We start from the raw sequence: 20,259 nt of genomic DNA on the forward strand, positions 1-20,259 counted from the left end.
GGGCGCGAGGGCCGTGCCGGGCGGTGCGCCGGGGCGGTGCCTCGCGGGCCGGGAGTGTCGTCACCTGCCTCCCCGGGCGTGCCGGGCGAGGTGGCGCAGGGCCTCGGCGAACTCCTCGGCCACCCGGCGCACGGTCGCGGTGTCGTGGACGCCGGGCCGGTGGTGCCAGGTGAAGGCGAGCCGGCCGTGCTGCACCGCGCCCACCACCTCCACCGGGTGCGAGCCGGGGTCCCGGGGGTCGTGGTCCTGCCCGAAGGAGCCGTGTTCGGCACGGACCAGGCCGCCGCCGTCGGTCTCGGGGCGGGCGTCCCACTGGCCGAGGTAGTTGAACACCACCTGGCTGTGGGCGTGGGCGCCGAGGCGGCCGCGGACTTCCGGGGTGCCGAAGGTGCGCAGGGCGCCGTAGCCGATGCCGTTGCCGGGTACGGCGCGCAGCTGGCGGCGCACCGACTTCACCAGGGACCGCCAGTCGCGGTCCGCTCCGCTCTCGCCGGGGTCGGGCACCTGGAGGGCGACCGGGTAGACGGTGGTGAACCAGCCGACGGTGCGCGAGAGGTCGACGCCGTCGAGCAGGTCCTCCCGGCCGTGGCCCTCCAGGTCCACGCGGACCCGGTCCTGTCCGGTCCAGCGGGCCAGCGCCAGGGCCAGGGCGGCGAGCAGCACGTCGTTGACCCGGGTGCGGTAGGCGGTGGGCGCGGAGCGCAGCAGGGCCGTGGTGTCGTCCTCGTCGAGTTCCACGCCGACCGTGGCGGCCGGCCCGGCCTCGGCTGCGGGGGCCGGGACCGCCGCGTCCGGTTCGACGGCGACCGCCTGCTCCCAGTGGGCCAGTTCGTGGTCGAGGGCGCCCTCGGCGACGTGGGCGGCGAGGCGCCGGGACCATTCGCGGAAGCTGGTGCCCCGCTCCCCCAGGGTGACCGGTTCGCCCTGGGCCGCCTGCCGGTAGGCGGTCTCCAGGTCGTCGCGCAGGACGCGCCAGGAGACCGCGTCCACCACCAGGTGGTGGACGACGAGCAGGAGGAACGCGGGCCGGTCCGGGCTCCCGGTGAACAGCGCCGCCCGCAGTTGCGGGCCGTGGGCCAGGTCGAAGCTCGCGTGCAGCTCGTCGGCGGCCTTCGCCATGGCCGCGTCGGCGTCCTCGGCGGACAGCCCGGACAGGTCGTGCCGGCCGAGGAGGTCGTGACCGCCGGCGGGCGGCGGGTTGAACTGCCGCCAGCCGTGCTCGTGCCGGGTGAACCGCATGCGCAGGGCGTCGTGGTGTTCCAGCAGGGCGTCGAGCGCGGCACTCAGCGCCCGCGGGTCGGGGGTGCCGTCGAGCTCCAGCAGCGCGGACTGGTTGAAGTGGTGGTGGGCCGCGCGGGGAGTGGTCAGGAACCACTCCTGGATCGGTGTGAGCGGCACCTCGCCGGTCACCGGACCTTCGGCGGCACGCTGGGGCGCGGTGCGGACGACGGTGGCGAGTTCGGCGACGGTCTGGTGCGTGAACAGGTCCCGGGTGGCCACGTGCAGGCCGTCACGGCGCAGCCGCGAGACGACCTGCATGCTCAGGATGGAGTCGCCGCCGAGCGCGAAGAAGTTGTCGTCGGCACCCACCTCCTCGATGCCGAGCACGTCGGCCCAGATCCGGGCGACACGGCGTTCGGTGTCGGTGCGCGGCGCGGTCCGCGGCCCGTCCGCGGCCTGGGTGGGCCCGGGCGCGGGCAGGGCCCTGCGGTCGGTCTTGCCGTTCGGGGTGAGCGGCAGCCGGTCGAGGGGGACGAACACGGACGGCACCATGTGCGGGGGCAGCTCTCCGGCCAGGTGCAGCCGCAGTTCACCGACGGGCAGGGCGACGGCGGACGCGGCCCCGCCGGGGGCCTCGGTCCCGGACCGTGCGGTGGCGGAGGGCCCGGCCCCGGACGGTTCGCCGGGGACGGGCTCGGGGCCGGCCGGCCGTGCCGGTACGACGTAGGCGACGAGCCGGGCCGGCGCGCCGGGCGTCTCCCCCGCCCGGACGACGACCACGGCGTCCCGCACCAGGGGGCTGCGGCGCAGCGCGCCCTCGATCTCACCGGGCTCGATGCGGAAGCCGCGCAGCTTGACCTGGTCGTCGGCGCGCCCGGCGAACCTGAGCCGGCCGTCGGCGGTCCAGCGGACCAGGTCCCCGGTGCGGTACATCCGCTCCCCCGGCCCGCCGAACGGATCGGGCAGGAACCGCTGGGCGGTGAGTCCCGGCCGGCCCAGGTAGCCGCGGGCGAGGCCGGGCCCGGCGATGTACAGCTCGCCGGTCACCCCCGGCGGTACGGGCCGCAGGGCGGCGTCGAGCACCAGGACCCGGGTGCCGCCGGAGGGGCGGCCGATGGGCGGAGCGCCGGCGCCGGGCGTCAGCGGCCCGGTCCAGGTGGCGACGACGGTGGCCTCGGTGGGGCCGTAGGAGTTGATCATGCGGCGGCCGGGGGCCCAGGTGTCGACCAGATCGGCCGGGCAGGCCTCGGCGCCCACGATGAGGCTGCGCAGGTGGGGCAGGCCGGCGGCGGTCTCCGGCGGGACGGTGGCCAGCGCCGCGGGCGGGATCAGCGTGTGGCTGACGCGTCGTTCGGTGAGCACCTCCGCCAGCCGCTCCCCGACCAGCGGCCCCTCCTCGCCCGTCACCAGCGCGGCCCCGCTGAGCAGGGAGACGCACAGTTCCAGCACGGAGGCGTCGAAGCTCGGGGAGGCGAACTGGAGCACCCGGTCGCCGGGACCCGCCGCGTACCGCTCGGCGGCGGCCGCGGCGAAGGAGGCGAGTCCCCGGTGGGTGACGACGACGCCCTTGGGGGTGCCGGTGGAGCCGGAGGTGTAGATGACGTACGCGGGGTGGGCGGGGGTGAGCGCGGTGGTGCGGTCGGCGTCCGTGGGCGCGGTCCCGGGCCCGTCGGCGGACCACACCTCGGCCGGATCGCCGAGGACGAGGTGCGCGCCCGCGTCCCGGATCATGAACTCCCGCCGCTGTTCCGGGTAGCCGGGGTCGACGGGCAGGAACGCGCCGCCGGCCTTGGCCACGGCGAGCTGCGCGACCACGGCCGCCGCCGAACGGGGCAGTGCGAGGGCCACCACGCGCTCTGGTCCGACGCCGTCCCGGACGAGCCGGTGGGCCAGACGGTTGGCGGCCCGGTCGGTCTCCGCGTAGGTCAGCTCACGGTCGCCGTCGATCAGCGCCACGGCGTCCGGGGTACGGGCCGCCTGCCGTTCGAACAGCGCGGGCAGGGTGCTCTCGGGCACCGCGCGGAAGGTTCCCCGGCCCTGCTCCAGCAGGGTCTTCACCTCGTCGTCCGAGGTCAGCGGCAGTGCGCCGAGCGCGCGGCCGGGGTCCTCGGCGACGGCGCGCAGCAGGGCGCCGAGCTGCCCGGCCATCCGTTCGGCCGTGGCCGCGTCGAACAGGTCGGTGTTGTAGGTGAGCAGGCCGTGCAGGGATCCGGAGCCGCTCTCGGCGAACTCCAGGGTGAGATCGAACGCGGCGTGCTCCGACTCCGGCTCGACGTCGGTGACGTCGAGGCCGGGCAGGTCTAGGGCGGCGGCCGGGGTGTTCTGGAGGACGACCATCACCTGGAACAGCGGGCTGCGGCTGGTGTCGCGGACGGGCTGCACCTCGTCCACGACCCGTTCGAACGGCACGTCCTGGTGGGCGAAGGCGTCGAGGACGGTCCGCCGTACGTCGCCGAGGAACCCGGTGAAGGGTTGCCCGGCCCCGACGCGGGAGCGCAGCACGAGGGTGTTGACGAAGAACCCGACGAGGGACTGGGTCTCGGGCCGGTCACGGCCGGAGGTGACGGTGCCGACGGCGATGTCCTCGGTGCCGGAGAGCCGAGCGAGGTAGGCCTGCGCGGCGGCGACGAGCGTGGTGAACAGGGTGGTGCCGTGGTCCCGGGCGAGCCGGGTGAGCCGCCGCACGGCCGGGGCGGGCACCACCAGGCGGGTGGTCGCGCCGGCGCTGGTGCGCACCGGCGGCCGGGGCCGGTCGGTGGGCAGCTCCAGCGGTGCGAGGTCGGCGAGTCGCTCCTTCCAGTGGGCGAGGTGCTCACCGGCCTCGGTGTCACCGGTCGTGCGCTGCCAGTGGGCGTAGTCGGCGTACTGCACCGGCAGCGGCGGCAGTTCCGTCCGCTCGGCGCCGAGTGCGGCGCGGTAGAGGTGGGCGAGGTCGCCGAGCAGTACGGAGGTCGACCAGCCGTCGGTGACGATGTGGTGCAGTGCGAGGGTGAGCACGTGGTCGTCCTCGGTGAGCCGGACCACGCCGGCCCGCAGCAGCGGGCCCTCGCGCAGGTCGAAGGGGCGGGCGCGCTCCTCGGCGAGCAGGCGGCGCAGCGCCGGTTCCCGTGCCGCGTCGGCGTGCCCGGACAGGTCGTGCACGGGCAGCGGCACGTCGGACGGCGGGTGGACGCGCTGGATGCCGTGCCCGTCGACGCTGTCGAAGGTCGTGCGCAGCGACTCGTGCCGGGCCACCACGCCGGCCAGGGCGGCGCGGAGCGCGCCGGTGTCCAGGGTGCCGCGCAGCCGCAGGGCGAGCGCGGTGACGTACTCGGCGCCATGCGGGTCGAACTCGTGCAGGAACCACAGGCGTTGCTGGGCGTGGGACATCGGCGCGACCGCGTCCCGGGCCACCGGGACGAGCGCCGGGCGGCCGGAGCCCCTCCGGTCGCCGAGCAGGCGGGCCAGGGCGGCCGGCGTCGGGTGGGTGAACACCGCGCGTGGCGTGAGGTCGGTGCCGAAGTCCTCCGCGAGGCGGGAGGCGAGCCGGATGCTGAGGATCGAGTCGCCGCCGAGCTGGAAGAAGTCGTCCTCCACGCCGGGCGGTTCACTGCCCAGCACCTCACCGAAGACGGCCGCCGTGCGGCGCTCGGCCTCGGTGCGCGGCTCGATCCGGGTACGGCCCGGCACGGCGTCCGGTGCGGGCAGGGCGGCCCGGTCGACCTTGCCGTTCCGGCTGAGCGGCAGGGCGGTGAGCGGGACGACGACGGCCGGTACGAGGTAGTCGGGCAGGGTGCGGGCGGCGAAGGCCCGCAGTTCCTCGCCGTCCTGGCCGGCCGGTCCCACGACGTAGGCGACGAGCCGCTTGGCGCCCGGGCGGTCCTCGCGGGCCAGGACGGCCACGTCCACGACGTCCGGGTGGGCGGCGAGCGCGGCCTCGACCTCGCCGGGCTCCACCCGGAAGCCGCGGATCTTCACCTGGTCGTCGGCGCGGCCGAGGAACTCGACGGTGCCGTCCGGGCGCCGCCGGGCCAGGTCGCCGGTGCGGTACATGCGGGCGCCGGGCGGGCCGAGCGGGTCGGCGAGGAAGCGGGCGGCGGTGTCACCGGGGCGGCCCAGGTAGCCGCGGGCGACGCCCTCGCCGGCCAGGTACAGCTCGCCCGGGCAGCCGGGCGGTACGGGCCGCAGCCGGGCGTCGAGCACGAGCGCCCGCATGTCGTCCAGCGGCCGGCCGATGGGGACCGTGTCCGGGACCGCGGCCGGGTCGGTGAGGGCGCAGGAGGTCGCGAAGGTGGTGGTCTCGGTGGGCCCGTAGCCGTCCACGACGGTCAGGCCGGGGCAGGCGGCCAGTACCCGGCGCACGGCCGGTGCCGGTACGACGTCACCGCCGGTCCAGACCTGTGCGAGGCCCTGGAAGCAGTCGGGGGCGTCCTGGGCGAGTAGCCGGAACAGGCCGGCGGTCAGCCAGACCGCGGTCAGTCCGCCGTCGGCGGCCAGCCGGCGCAGCAGGGCGGCGTCGACGCCGCCGCCCGGGGCCACGACCACGCGGCCGCCGTTGAGGAGCGGCGCCCACACCTCGAAGGTGGCGGCGTCGAAGGCCACCGCCGAGTGCAGCAGCACCCGGTCGCACGCGCCGTCGGTGAACCGGCTGTCGGTGGCCAGCGCCGCCACGTCACGGTGCCGCACCGCGACGGCCTTGGGCAGGCCGGTGGATCCGGAGGTGAACATCACGTACGCCAGCCGGTCGGGCTCGGCGGCGGGCAGCGGCGCCGCCAGGGGGCCGGCGGTGTCCGCGGGCGGCGTCTGCTCCTTCACGGCCCCGGTGCCGCGCGGCGCCCGGCCGGCGCCGGTGGCCGGTACGGCCTCGGCGGGAGGCGCGGCCGGTGTCCCCTCATCCGTGGCACCCGTGCCGTGGGGCACCGGGACGGGGCCCGGGAGCGGGTTCCGCCGGTCCGCCGTTCCGTTGCCGATGGCGCGCACGGGTGGCGTCCCCTCCTCCGGGGTTCCGCCGCGCGCGGCCGTGACCTCCGTGGTGGTGAGCCGGACGGTCGCGCCCGAATGGGCGAGCAGGGTCCGCCTGCGCTCCTCGGGGGCGCGGGTGTCGACGGGGACGTAGGCCCCGCCGGCCAGGAGCACCGCGAGCTGGGCGACGACCAGTTCGGTGGAGCGGTCCATCAGCAGCGCCACCCGGTCCTCGGGGGCGAGCCCGCCGGCCAGCAGCCGTGCCGCCAGCGCGTGGGCCCACTCGTCGAGCCGGCGGTACGTCAGCAGGAGTTCGCCGTCCTGGACCGCGACCGCGTCCGGTGTGCGGCGGGCCTGCTCGGCGAACAGGTCCACGGGGCTGCGCGGGGCGGCCCGGCGGGCGGGGGTGTTCCAGGCGGCCAGCAGCTCGCGGTCGGCGGCGGTGAGCAGGTCGAGGTCGGCCAGATCGGTGTCGAACCCGTCGGCGAGGGCGGTGAGCAGTCCGGCCAGCCGGGCCGCGGCGCGCTCGGCGGTGGCGGGGTCGAACAGGGCCGGGTCGTAGGCGAGGTCGAAGCCGAGCCGTTCGGCCAGGTGGGCGCGGAGGCACCAGGGGAAGGTGGTGGCGTCGTCGGCGCGCACCTCCTCGACCCGGACGCCCGTGCGGGCCGTCGCCGACTCGTCCACCGGGTAGTTCTCGAACACCACCATGCTGTCGAACAGCGCCTCGCCGGCGGGGACTTCGGCGACGGCTCGGATGCGGGGCAGGGCGAGGAAGTCGAAGCGGCGGGCGTCGCTCTGCCTCTCCTGGAGGTCGCGCAGCCACGGCAGCACCGGCCCGGCGGGTATGCGGACCCGGGTCGGCACGGTGTTGATGAACATGCCGATCATGCCTTCGACGCCGGGCAGTTCGGCCGGGCGGCCGGAGACGGTGGTGCCGAACACCACGTCGTCCCGCCCGCCGATGCGGGCCAGCAGCAGCGCCCAGGCGCCCTCCACCACGGTGTTCACGGTCACTCCGGCACGGGCGGCGGTCTCCCGCAGCCGCCCCGAGACCCCGGATCCCAGCTCGTGGTGGACGGTGGCGGCGGAGCGGGCGCGGTGGGCCTCGGCGGGCGTGCGGTCGTACGGCAGCGGGGTGCGGGCGGTGAACCCGGCGAGGGCGTCGGCCCAGTGCCGTTCGGCCGCCGTCTCGTCCTGCTCGCGCAGCCAGCGCAGGAAGTCCGCGAAGGGCCGCCGTACCGGGGGCGCCGGGTCCGGTCCTCCGGTGAGCGCCGCGTAGCGTTCGCACACTTCGGTGAGGAGCTGCCCGGTGCTCCAGCCGTCGAGGACGATGTGGTGGGTGGACCACACGAGCAGCACCTCGTCGCCGGGCAGCGCGGCCAGGGTGAGCCGGGTGAGCGGCGCGGTGGTGAGGTCCATGCCGGCCGCGCGGTCCTCGGCGAGCAGCCGCTCGGTGGCCTCGGCGCGCTCGGCGGCGGTGAGCGCGCGCCAGTCGAGGCGGGTGACGGGGAGTTCGGCGCGGCGGTGGACCACCTGCACCGGGTGCGGCAGGCCGTGCCAGTGGACGCTGGTGCGCAGCGCCGGGGTGCGGTCGGCGACCTGCTGCCAGGCGGCGGCGAAGGCCCGGGGGTCGGCGACTCCGGAAAGCCTCACGGCCGTGCGGTCGAAGTAGGCGTGCTCGGTGTCCACGAGGCCGTGGAAGAGCATGCCGGACTGGAGCGGGGTCAGCGGCAGGACGTCCTCCGCGTGCCGGCCGGTGCCGACGAGCCGGTCCAGCTCGTCCTGGCCGAGGCCGGCGAGCGGGAAGTCGGAGGGGGTGCGGCCGCCCGCCTCCGCTCCGGCGCAGTGCTCGACGATCTCCCGCAGGGCCGCGAGGGTGTCGTCGGCGAGCCGGTGGACGGTGGCCGGGTCGTAGACGGCCGGCGGGTAGGTCCAGCCGAGTTCGAGGCGGCCCTGCTGGACCACGCCGGTGATGTCCAGGAGGTAGGGCCGTGTCTCGTCCGGGTCGGTGTCCCGGCCGGCCGACGGCAGCGCGCCGCGGAGCAGGCCGCCGGTGCCGGCGCCGGCCGTGTCCCACTGGCCGTGGTAGTTGAAGCCGATCTGCGGGGCGGGGGCGTCGGCGAGCGGGCTGCCGGGCACGAGGTGGCGCAGGGCGCCGTGGCTCAGGCCGTGCAGCGGCACCGCGCGCAGTTGCTCCTTGACCGAGCGGAGGGTGTCGTGCCAGCCGGCGTCCGGGGCGACGCGCAGGGCGAGGGGGAACTCGGCGGTGAACCAGCCGACGGTACGGGACAGGTCCACGTCCGCGAACAGTTCCTCCCGGCCGTGGCCCTCGACGCCCAGCAGGACGGTGTCCCGTCCGCACCAGCGGGCCAGGGTGCGGCCGAGGGCGCTGAGCAGGACGTCGTTGACCTGGGTGCGGTAGGTCCCGGGCACCTTGCGCAGCAGGGCGTCGGTCGTCTCCGCGTCCAGGATGACGGTGAGGGTGTCCGCGGTGCCGTGGGTGTTCGGGCCGGGCTGTCCCGCGGGCAGGGCCGCCGGGGCCGCCGCGGTGCGCGTCCAGTACGCCAGGTCGGCGTCGAGCGCGCCGGAGCGGGTGTGCCGGTCGAGCCTGGCGGCCCAGCGGCCGTACGACGTACCGGTGGCGGGCAGTTCGACGGGCCGGCCGGCCGCCGCGGCCCGGTGGGCGGTCTCCAGGTCCGCGAGCAGGATGCGCCAGGAGACGCCGTCGATGACCAAGTGGTGCGCGGTGATCACCAGTTGTCCGGGCAGACCCGGACCGCGGTCGAGGAACAGCACGCGCACGACCCGCCCGGTGGTGGGGTCGAGGGCGGCCTGCGCCTCGTCCGTGAGCCGCTGGACCTCGGCCTCCAGCGCCGTACCGTCGAGCGCGGTCACGTCGTGCCGGGTGAGGACCGCGTCCGGTGCCTGGGGCAGGACCTCCTGGCGCCGGCCGTCGGCGGTCGAGCGGAACCGGGTGCGCAGGGCGGCGTGGTGGCGTACGAGGGCGTCGGTGGCGGCCCGCAGCGCCGGTTCGCCGGTGCCGGGGGCGAGTTCCAGGCGCTGGGTCATGGTGAACCGGAGCGGTCCGCCGGGCTCGCGGCCGTCCAGGTACCAGTGCTGGATCGGGGTGAGGGGCGCCTCGGCGGGCTCCTCGGCCGCGTCCTGGTCCGGGGCCGACTCGGTCACGCACAGGGCGAGTTCGGCGACGGTCTGGTGGCGGAAGACGTCCTTGGTGGTGACGGTGAGTCCGGCCTGCCGGGCGCGGGAGACGATCTGGATGCTCAGGATGGAGTCGCCGCCGAGCGCGAAGAAGTTGTCGCGGGCGCCGACGCGTTCGACGCCGAGCACCTCCGCCCAGATCCCGGCCAGCCGCTCCTCGGTGCCGGGCCGGGGGGCGACGTACGGGGTGGCGCTGTCGGGCTGCGCGGGCGGGGCCGGCAGGGCGCGCCGGTCGGTCTTGCCGGTGGCGGTCCGCGGAACGCGGTCGAGCGGGACGAACGCGGCGGGCACCATGTGGTCGGGCAGGGTGCGGCGCAGAGCGAGGCGCAGGGCGTCGGCGGACAGGACACGGCCGGCGGCGGGCACCACGTAGCCGACGAGCATGAGCCGGCCGGCGTGCTCGCGGACGGTGACGGCGGCGTCGGCGACGTCGGGGTGGTCCAGGAGGGCGGCCTCCACCTCGCCGGGCTCGACACGGAACCCGCGGATCTTGACCTGCTCGTCCACCCGGCCCAGGAACTCGAGCAGTCCGTCCCGGTCCCAGCGGGCCCGGTCGCCGGTGCGGTACATCCGCTCCCCGGGCGGCCCGAACGGGTCCGGGACGAAGCGGGCGGCGGTGAGGCCGGGGCGGTTCAGATAGCCGCGGGCCACTTGGGCGCCGGCGAGGTACAGCTCGCCGGGTGTCCCGGGCGGTACCGGGCGCAGGGCGCCGTCGAGGACGTAGGCGCGCAGGTTGCCGCCGGCGCGGCCGATGACCGGGCGGTCGGGCAGGTCGGCGCGGCGGCCGTAGACGGCGTCGACGGTGGTCTCGGTGGGACCGTACATGTTGTAGACCGCGACACCCAGTTCCCGTTCGGCGCGCAGGAGTTCGCGCCAGTCGGCCGGGGTGACGGCCTCGCCTCCGACGAGCAGCAGGCCCGGGTGGTGACGGCCGGGGGCGAGCAGGCCGGCGGCGGTGAGTTCGCGCAGGAAGGACGGGGTGACGTTGACCAGGTCGAGGCGGTCTGCGGTGACCCGGCCGCAGAACGCGTCCGGGTCCAGACGGGTGTCCTCGTCGATCAGGTGGACCTCGTGGCCGAGGGCGAGGAGCAGCGGTCCTTCCCAGGAGGTGTCGAAGGAGAAGGAGGCGCTGAGCGCGGCCCGCAGCCGCCGTCCGCCGGTGGTGTGCGGGGCGAGCAGGTTCGCGCGGTGGTCCTGGCAGAGGTTGACGAGCTGGCGGTGTTCGACGGCGACGCCCTTGGGGCGGCCGGTGGAGCCGGAGGTGTAGACGATGTAGGCGGTGTGCCGCGGCAGCAGGGGCCGGACGCGGTCGGCGTCGGCCGGGTCGTGGCCGGGCAGCCGGTCCCAGGGCACCTCGGCGAGATCGGTCAGCAGGGTGTGCGGGCGGGCGTCGGTGAGCAGGAACTCCTGGCGTTCGTCGGGGAGTCCGGGGTCGAGGCAGAGCAGGGTGGCGCCCGCCTTGAGGACCGCGAGCAGCGCCACCATCAGGTCGGAGGTCCGCGGGAGCCGTACGGCGACCACGTCCTCGGGACCGGCGCCCCGGGCGATGAGGTGGTGGGCGAGCCGGTTGGCCCGCGTGTTCAGCGCGGCGAAGTCCAGGGTGGTGTCACGGGCGGCCAGGGCGGTGTGCTCGGGGGTGCGGGCGGCCTGGGCCTCGAACAGGGCCGGGAAGGTGGTGTCGGGCTCGGGCAGCCGGGGGCCCCGCCCGTGGCGCAGGACCTGGCGCCGCTCGTCCCCGGTCATCAGCGGCAGGCGGCCGACGGCCTGCCCGGGGTCGTCGGCGGCGGCCTCCAGCAGGGTGCGCAGCCGGTCGGCCAGCCGTGCCGCGGTGTCGGCGTCGAACAGCCCGGTGTTGTACTCCAGGTGCCCGGTGAGGCCGTCGTCGCCCTCCACGAAGTCGAAGGCGAGGTCGAAGGTGGCGCTGCGGACCGGCGGGGTGACCGGCTCCGCCGTCAGACCGGGCAGCCGGGGCGGCTCGGCGTCGAGGTTGTGCAGGGCGACCATGACCTGGAACAGCGGGGTGCGGCTGGTGTCCCGCTCGGGCTGGACGGCGTCCACCACGCGCTCGAACGGCACCTCCTGGTGGGCGAACGCCTCCAGGACGGTCGTGCGCACCTCGGCCAGCAGCTCGCGGAAGGACAGGTCGGGACGGACCTGGGCCCGCAGCACCAGCGTGTTGACGAACATGCCGACCACGTCGTGCAGTTCGGGGCGTTCGCGGCCGGCGGTGACGGTGCCGACGGTGACGTCCTCCTGGTCCGCCCAGCGGGCGAGCAGTGTCTGGCAGGCCGCCACCAGGGCCATGTAGAGGGTCGCGTCGGACTCCCGTGCCCGTTCGCGCAGCCGCTCGGTCAGCGCGGCGGGCAGGGTGAAGGTCACCAGGGCGCCGTCGCGGGTGCGGACGGCCGGGCGGGGCCGGTCGGTGGGCAGCTCCAGCGGGGTCACACCGTCCAGGGCGCGGCGCCAGTGGGCGAGTTCGGCCTCGGCACGGTCGGCGCGGGAGCGCTGCCAGGCGGCGAAGTCGCCGTAGCGGACGGGGATCGGGGGCAGCTCGGGGGCACGGTGCGTCAGGGCCGCCGCGTACATCTCGCCCAGGTCGCGGGCGAGTACGCCGGTGGACCAGCCGTCGGTGACGATGTGGTGCACGGCCAGGACGAGTACGTGCTCGTCGGCGGCGAGCCGCGCCAGGCGGGCCCGCAGCAGGGGGCCGGTGGCCAGGTCGAAGGGCTCGGCGGCCTCCCGGTCCAGGAGGCCGTCCAGGGCGGCACCGTCCGGGACGTCCGTCACCGGCAGGTCGACGGGGCGGGGCGGGTGGACGATCTGCCGTGCCTGGCCGTCCTGTTCGGCGAACGTGGTGCGCAGCGCCTCGTGCCGGACGACCAGGCCGTCCAGGGCGCTCCGCAGGGCGGCGGTGTCCAGCGGCCCGCGCAGCCGGAGCACGGACAGGGTCGTGTACTCGGTGCTGCCCGGTTCGAACCGGTCGAGGAACCACAGGCGTTGCTGCGCGTACGACAGCGGCGCCGGCGTGCCGGGGGCGGCGGCCGGAATGGTGTCGGCGGTGTCCCCGGCGCCGGGTTCGCCCAGGGCGGCGGCGAGGCCGGACAGCGTGGAGTGGGTGAACAGCAGCCGGGGCGAGACGTCCGTGCCGAAGGCGGCACGCAGCCGGGAGGTGACGCGGACGGCCAGGATGGAGTCACCGCCGAGGGCGAAGAAGTCGTCGTCGGCGCCGACCTCGTCCGTGTCCAGCACGTCCGTCCAGGCGGCGGCGACCAGCCGTTCGGCGTGGGTGCGCGGCGGGGTCCGGGTGCCGTCGGCGGCGAAGCCGTCCGGGCCGGGCGCGGGCAGGGCGCGCCGGTCGAGCTTGCCGTTGACGGTGAGCGGCAGCGCGGCCATCGGCACGTAGGCGGCCGGCACCATGTGCGCGGGCAACAAGTCCTGTAGATGGGCGCGGAGTTCGGCGGCGGACGGGGGCTGGGCGGCGCCGTCGCCGGTGCCGACGACGTGGGCGACCAGCCGGCGGGTCCCGGCGGTGTCCTCGTAGACGCCGACGGTGGCGGCGGCGACACCCGGATGACTGTGCAGGACGGCCTCGATCTCGCCGGGCTCGATGCGGTAGCCGCGGATCTTCACCTGCTGGTCGGCGCGGCCCAGGTACTCCAACGTGCCGTCGGCCCGCCAGCGGGCCCGGTCCCCGGTGCGGTACATACGGGTGCCGGGCCGGCCGAAGGGGTCGGCCAGGAAGCGGGTCGCGGTCAGGCCGGGCCGGTTCAGATAGCCGCGCGCCAGCCCCTCGCCGGCCACGAACAGCTCCCCGACGGCGCCCGGCGGCACCGGCCGCAGGGTGTCGTCGAGGACGTAGAGGCGCAGGTCGGGGATGCCGGTGCCGATGGGGCTCGCGGTGTCCGGGCGGGCGGTGGAGCGGTCCAGCGCGGCGTACGTGACGTGCACGGTGGTCTCGGTGATGCCGTACATGTTCACCAGGCGCGGCGCGGTGTCGGGATGGCGGGCGTACCAGTCGTCGAGCCGGCCGACGTCGAGGGCCTCACCGCCGAAGATCACCGTGCGCAGCGCCAGCCGGGCGCCGACGTCGCGGAGCCGGGCGTCCGCGCGGATCAGCGGATAGAACGCGGACGGGGTCTGGTTGAGGACGGTGACCCGCTCGTCGGCGAGCAGGCGCAGGAAGTCCTCCGGGGAGCGGGCGGTGTCCTCGGGGACGATCACGAGCCGCCCGCCGTGCAGCAGGGGGCCCCACAGCTCCCACACCGAGAAGTCGAAGGCGTAGGAGTGGAACATGGTCCACACGTCGTCGGGTCCGAAGCCGAACCAGTGCCGGGTGCGGCCGAACAGGCGGACCACGTTGGCGTGCGGGACGACGACGCCCTTGGGGCGGCCGGTGGAGCCGGAGGTGTAGATGGCGTAGGCGGGGCTCTCGGGCAGCGCGCGGCGGGCGGGGCCGGTGGCCGGCCGGCGGGCCAGGTCGGCGCGCACGCCGGGGTCGTCCAGCAGCAGGCGGGGGACGTCCGGGCCGGGCGCGCCCTGCCCGGTGGTGACGAGTGCGACCGGCCGGGCGTCGGCGAGCAGGTGCCGGACGCGTTCCGCGGGCAGGTTCGGGTCGATGGGCAGGTAGGCGGCGCCGGTTCTCAGGACGGCGAGGACGGCCACGACGAGATCGGTGGAGCGGGGCAGCGCGAGGGCCACGAACCTCTCCGGTCCGGCGCCGAGTTCGGCGAGCCGGTGGGCGAGGCGGCCCGCCCGCGCCTCCAGGGTGGCGTAGTCGAGCCGCTCGTCGCCGCAGGTGACGGCCACGGCGTCGGGGGTGCGGGCGGCCTGGGCGGCGAAGAGGGCGTCCAGGGTGCCGTCGGGGCGTCCTTCCTCGGTGCCGTTCCAGTCGGCCAGCATCCGACGCTGTTCCCCGGCGGTGGTCCAGGCCAGGTCGCGCACGGGCCGGCCGGGGTCGTCGGCCAGCTCGGTGAGCAGCAGGCACAGCCGGCCGGCGAGGTCGCGGACGGTCGTGGCGTCGAACAGCTCGGGGTCGTAGGCGAGGTCGAAGCCGAACCGCTCGCCCTGGTAGGCCCGCAGCACCAGCGGGTAGTTGGTGGCGTCCCGCGAGGAGACGTCCGCCAGGCGTATCCCGGTGCCGGCCGAACGCGCGTCGTCGAAGGGGTAGTTCTCGAAGGCCACCATGCTGTCGAAGAGCGCGCTCCCGGCGGGCACATCACTGAGCGAGGTCAGTTCGGCGAGGGACACCGCCGCGAACCGCCGCGCCTCGGCCTGCTCCTCCTGGAGTTCCCGGAGCCAGGCGACGGCGCCGCGGCCGCCGTCCACGCGCACCCGGGTGGGCAGGGTGTTGATGAACATGCCCACCATCGACTCGGCGCCGGGCAGGTCGTCGGGGCGTCCGGAGACGGTGGTCCCGAACAGGACGTCCCGCTCGGCGCTGTAGCGGGACAGCAGCAGCGCCCAGGCGCCCTGCACCACGGTGCCGAGGGTGAGGCCGGCCGTCCGGGCGGTGCGGGCCAGCCGGGCGGAGACCTCCTCGGACAGCGCGGCCGTGTGGACGCCCGCGGACCGGGTCTCGTGCCCTGGGCGCCGCGGGCGGTCGGCGGGCAGCGCGGTGGGCGTGGCGAACCCGTCGAGGACGGTCCGCCAGTGCGCGTGCGCGGCCGCGGAGTCCTGGCCGGCCAGCCAGCGCACGTAGTCGCCGAACGGCCGGCGCGCCGGGGGCCGGGAGGCGGCGCCGGTGGTGAGGGCCGCGTACTCCTCGAACACCTCGGTGAGGACCTGGGCCAGGCTCCAGCCGTCCAGAATGAGGTGGTGGGAGGTCCACAGCAGGTGGGTCCGGGCGCCGGGCAGCCGGACCAGGGTGAGCCGCATCAGGGGTGCCGTGCCGAGGTCGAGGCCGCGTGCGAGGTCGTCGGCGCGCAGCCGGGCCAGCCGTTCGGCCCGCTCCGTCTCGTCCAGTTCCCGCCAGTCCAGCCGGGTGACCGGCACCTCGGTCCGGCGGTGCACGACCTGGAGCGGCACCGGCACGCCCTCCCACACCACCGAGGTGCGCAGGGCGGGGGTGCGGTCGGTCACCCGCTGCCAGGCCCGGGCGAGGGCGTCGGGGTCGGTCACCCCGTCCAGCAGCAGCGCGGCCTGGTCCACGTACAGGTCGTCGGGGCCACCGACCAGCCGGTGGAAGAGCATGCCCTCCTGGAGCGGGGTGAGCGGCAGCAGGTCCTCGACGTCCCGGCCGTCGCCGGCGAGGCGGTCCACGGCGGCCTGGTCGAGGCGGGCCAGCGGGAAGTCGGAGGGGGTGCGGCCGCCCGCGCCGGGACGGGCGCAGTGCGCGGCGATGGCGGCGAGCGCCCGCGCCATGCCCTCGGCCAGGTCCCGGACGGTGCCCTCCCGGTGCACCTGGTCGCTGTAGTGCCAGGTGATCTCCAGCTCGCCGTCGGCCACCAGGGCGGACACGTCGAGCAGGTGGTCCAGCGGCGCGCCGGGGTCCATGTCCCGGCCGGGTACGTCGGCGACCGGCGCGAAGTCGCCTCCGGCGGGCGCCTCCCACTGGCCGTGGTAGGTGAAGCACACCTGCGGCAGCGGCCGTTCGCCGAGGGCGCGGGCCTCGGGCCGGGGCGAGCCGAGGTGGCCCAGCGCCTGGTAGCCCAGGCCGCGGCGGGGCACGGCCCGCAGCCGTTCCTTGACGGACTTGAGGGTGGCGCCCCAGTCGTCCGCTCCGGCCGGGGTCAGGGTGACCGGGTACTGGGTGGTGAACCAGCCGACGGTGCGGGACAGATCGGCGCCCTCGGCCAGCTCCTCCTCCCGGCCGTGGCCCTCCAGGGCGACGGTCACCCGGTCGGCGCCCGTCCAGTCCGCCAGCACCCGGCCCAGCGCGCTCAGCAGCACGTCGTTGACCTGGGTGCGGTACACGCCGGGCACGCGGCGCAGCAGGGCCTCGGTGGTCTCCCGGTCCACCCGGGTGCGGACGGTGCGCACGGACCCGGCGAGCGGGGTACCGGGCAGGTCGACGGGGAGCGGGGCGCCCGGCAGCGCGGCTTCCCCGGTCCAGTGGGCCAGGTCGTCGTCGAGGTCGCCGGCCCGGACGCGGTCCGCCAGGGTGTGCGCCCAGTCGGCGAACGGGGTGTGCTCGGGTTCCGGCCGCGGGTCATCGCCCGCCGCCGCCTGCCGGTAGGCCTGTTCCAGGTCGGCGAGCAGCACCCGCCAGGAGACGCTGTCGACCGCCAGGTGATGGGCGGTGAGGAACAGGCGCGGGCGTTCCCCGCCGGTCAGCAGGGCCGCGCGCAGCAGTGCGCCGGTGCCCGGGTCGAGGGCGGCGCGGGCGGCCTCCGCGGCCTCGGCCGGCGGGGTGCCGGGGTCGTGGCGGGTCAGGAGTCCGGTGGCCGGGCCGGCGCCGGGGTGCTGCCGCCAGGTGCCGCCGGTGCGGGTGAAACGGGTGCGCAGGGCCGGGTGGCGGGCCACCACGGCGTCCAGGGCCCGGTCCAGGGCCCGCTCGTCGAGGTCGCGGGGCAGGTCGAGGAGCATCGACATGCTGAAGTGCCGCAGCGGTCCGTGCGTGGCGAGGAACCATTCCTGGACGGGGGTGAGCGGGGCGGGTCCGTCCCGGTGCGGGCGCCGGGGCGGCGCGGGCGCGGCGGCGGTACGCCGGGACGCGGCGGCCGCCAGGTCGGCGACCGTCTGGTGCCGGAAGACGTCCTGCGACCCGATGTGCAGGCCGGCGGCTCTGGCGCGGGAGACGGCCTGGATGCTGAGGATCGAGTCGCCGCCCAGCTCGAAGAAGTTGTCCGTGACACCCACCCGGGCCACCCCGAGCACCTCGGCCCAGATGCCGGCGAGGGTCTCCTCGCCGGGGGTGCGCGGGGCGACGAACTCCCGTTCGCCCGCGGTGTTCTCCGGGGCCGGCAGGGCGCGGCGGTCCAGCTTGCCGCTGGTGGTCAGGGGCAGCGCGTCCAGTGCGGTGAACGAGGACGGCACCAGGGCGTCGGGCAGCACCTGGCGCAGGGCCGCCCGCAGGTCGGCGGGGGCGGGCAGGGGCGCGCCGGGCGCCGGGACGACGTAGGCGACGAGGCGGCTGTGGCCGTGCGGGTCGGGCACGGCGGCGACCGCGGCGGCGGCGACGCCGGGCACCGCGAGCAGCGCGGCCTCGATCTCGCCGGGCTCGATGCGGTGGCCGCGCACCTTCACCTGGTCGTCGGCGCGCCCGAGGTAGTCGAGGCGGCCGTCGGCGGTCCAGCGGGCGAGGTCGCCGGTGCGGTACATCCGCTCCCCCGGGCCGCCGAACGGGTCGGGCAGGAACCGGGCCGCGGTCAGGCCCGGCCGGCCGGCGTAGCCCCGGGCGAGCTGGGCGCCCGCGAGGTACAGCTCGCCGCCGACGCCGGGCGGCACCGGCTGGAGCCGGTCGTCCAGCACATAGGCCCGCACCCCGGGCAGGGGCCGGCCCACCAGCGGGCGGTCGCCGCCGTCGATGCGGCAGGACAACGCGTCGACCGTGCACTCGGTGGGGCCGTAGAAGTTGTGGGCCGCCACGTCCGGGTGGGCGGCCAGCTCACGCCAGAGGGCGGGCCCGACCGCCTCGCCGCCGAGCATGAGGACCCGGGGGCGGTGCCGGGGGTCCGTGAGCAGTCCCGCGGGCAGCAGTTGCCGCAGGTAGGACGGGGTGACGTCGAGGAAGTCGACGCGGTGTGCGACGACGTACTCGACCAGTGCGGCCGGGTCCATCCGGGTGACCTCGTCGACCAGGTGCAGCGGGTGGCCGTCGGCCATCAGCAGGACGCCTTCGAGGGAGGTGTCGAAGGAGAAGGCGGCGGTGAGCGCGACCCGCAGCGGGCCGCCACCCACCTCGGCGACGAAGCCGGCCCGGTGGGCGGCCAGCAGGTGGACCGCCGAACGGTGGGACACCGCGACGCCCTTGGGGCGGCCGGTGGAGCCGGAGGTGTAGATGACGTACGCGGTGTGGTCCGGGTGCAGCGGGGCGAGCCGGTCGGCGTCGGTGGGGTCGGTGTCCGGGGCGGTCGCGGGCACGGCGCGCAGGGCCGCCTCGTCGAGCACCAGGGCCGGGCGGGCGTCGTCCAGCAGGAACCGGACGCGCTCCTCGGGCAGGGCCGGGTCCAGCGGGAGGTAGCCGGCGCCGGACTTCCAGACGGCGAGGATCGCCACGATCATGTCGGCGGTGCGCGGCAGCCGGAGCGCCACCAGCCGTTCGGGGCCCGCGCCTCGGTCGACGAGGTGGTGGGCGAGCCGGTTGGCGCGCGCGTTGAGCGTGCCGTAGTCCAGTTGTTCGCCGCCCGCGACCAGGGCGAGGGCGGCAGGGGTCCGGGCCGCGCGGCGCTCGAACAGGCCGGGGTACGTGGTGTCGGCGACGGGCAGCGGGGCGGGGTTCCAGTCGTGGACGACCCGCCGCGTCTCCTCGTCGGACAGCAGGGGCAGGCTGCCCAGCGGGCGGTCCGGAGTGTCGCAGGCCCCCTCCAGCAGGCGCAGCAGCTGTCCGGCCATCCGCTCGGCCGTGGCCGCGTCGAACAGGTCGGTGCGGTACTCCAGCAGGCCGGTCAGGCCGTCCCCGTCCGGCACGAATTCGATGCTCAGGTCGAAGGTGGCCGCCTGCCGGGGCACGGTGACCGGAGTGGTGGTGAGCCCGCGCGGGGCGGAGGCGGCGGGCGGGTCGGGGTGCAGCAGGACCATCACGTCGAACAGCGGGTTGCGGCCGGCCTCGCGGGGCGCGCCCACCGCCTCCACGATCCGCTCGAACGGTGTGTCGCCGTGGGCGAAGGCGTCGCCCACCGTGTCGGCCGCCGCCGCCAGCAGGTCGCGGAAGGATCCGGAGGTGTCCACCGGGGTGCGCAGCACGACGGTGTTGACGAAGAAGCCGACGGCCCGTTCGAGGTCGGTGCGGGAGCGGCCCGGCGTGAGGGAGCCGACGGTGATGTCGTCCTGGCCGGACCAGCGGGCCAGCAGCGCCTGGGCGGCGGCGACCAGCGCGGTGTGCAGGGTGCTGTGCCGCTCCCTGGCGAGGTCGCGCAGGCGCGAGGTCAGGCGGGCCGGTACGGCGAAGGTGTGGACGGCGCCCGCGCCCGCCTCCTCGCCGCGCCGCGGCCGGTCCAGGGGCAGCTCGGGTGCCACCGCCCCGGTCAGCTTCCCCTTCCAGTGGGTGAGTTCGCCGTCGAGGCGGGCGCCCGAGAGCAGGTCGCGCTGCCACACCGCGAAGTCCGGGTACTGCGTGGCCACCGGGGGCAGCTGCGGTGCGGCGCCGTGCACGAGGGCGTCGTAGGCGGTGCACAGTTCGTCCAGGACGACGCCCATCGACCAGCCGTCCGTGATGATGTGATGGGCCGTCAGCATCAGGACGTGCGAGGTGGCGGACTCGCGCAGCAGCAGGGCGCGGAGCAGGGGCCCGTGCCTCAGGTCGAAGGGCCGGGAGTACTCCGCCGGCAGGTCCGCGTCCAGGTCGGCGCAGTCACGGACCGGCAGCGGGACGGGGGCCGCCGGGTGCACGCGCTGCACCGGGCGGCCGTCGGTCTCCTCGAAGGTGGTGCGCAGGGCCTCGTGCCGGGCCACGACGGTGCTCAGCGCCGCCCGCAGGGCCTCGTGGTCCGGTGTGCCGGTGAGGCGGACCGCGACCGCGCTGTTGTAGCGGGCGTCGCCGGGCCGCAGCCGGTCGAGGAACCACAGGCGCTGCTGCGCGAACGACAGCGGCAGCGGGCGGTCCCGGTCGGCGCGCGGGATGCCGGGGCGGGCGGCCGGGGCGGAGCCGCCGGCCCGGCCGGCGAGCCGCCGTCGCAGTGCCTCCCGCATGTCGTCGGGCAGGGCCGCGGCGCGGTCGCGGCGGGAGGGGCCGTCGGGGCGCGGGGAACCGGAGGGGCGCGAAGGGGTCGAAGACGTCAT

At 76.4% G+C, this 20,259-nt stretch carries 1 protein-coding gene; it reads right to left on the reverse strand.

Annotated elements, in window-relative coordinates; translation table 11 throughout:
• Nucleotides 1-60: 60 nt before the first annotated feature.
• Nucleotides 61-20,259, reverse strand: a complete 20,199-nt coding sequence (locus AB0924_RS29655) for a non-ribosomal peptide synthase/polyketide synthase (RefSeq protein WP_366913002.1) — start codon at nt 20,257-20,259, stop codon at nt 61-63.

Source organism: Streptomyces sp. NPDC047869 (assembly GCF_040704065.1).
GTDB lineage: Bacteria > Actinomycetota > Actinomycetes > Streptomycetales > Streptomycetaceae > Streptomyces.

Coding starts and splice junctions, on each gene's coding strand:
- AB0924_RS29655 (WP_366913002.1), bottom strand. CDS start 20,259: ATGACGTCTTCGACCCCTTCGCGCCCCTCCGGTTCCCCGCGCCCCGAC.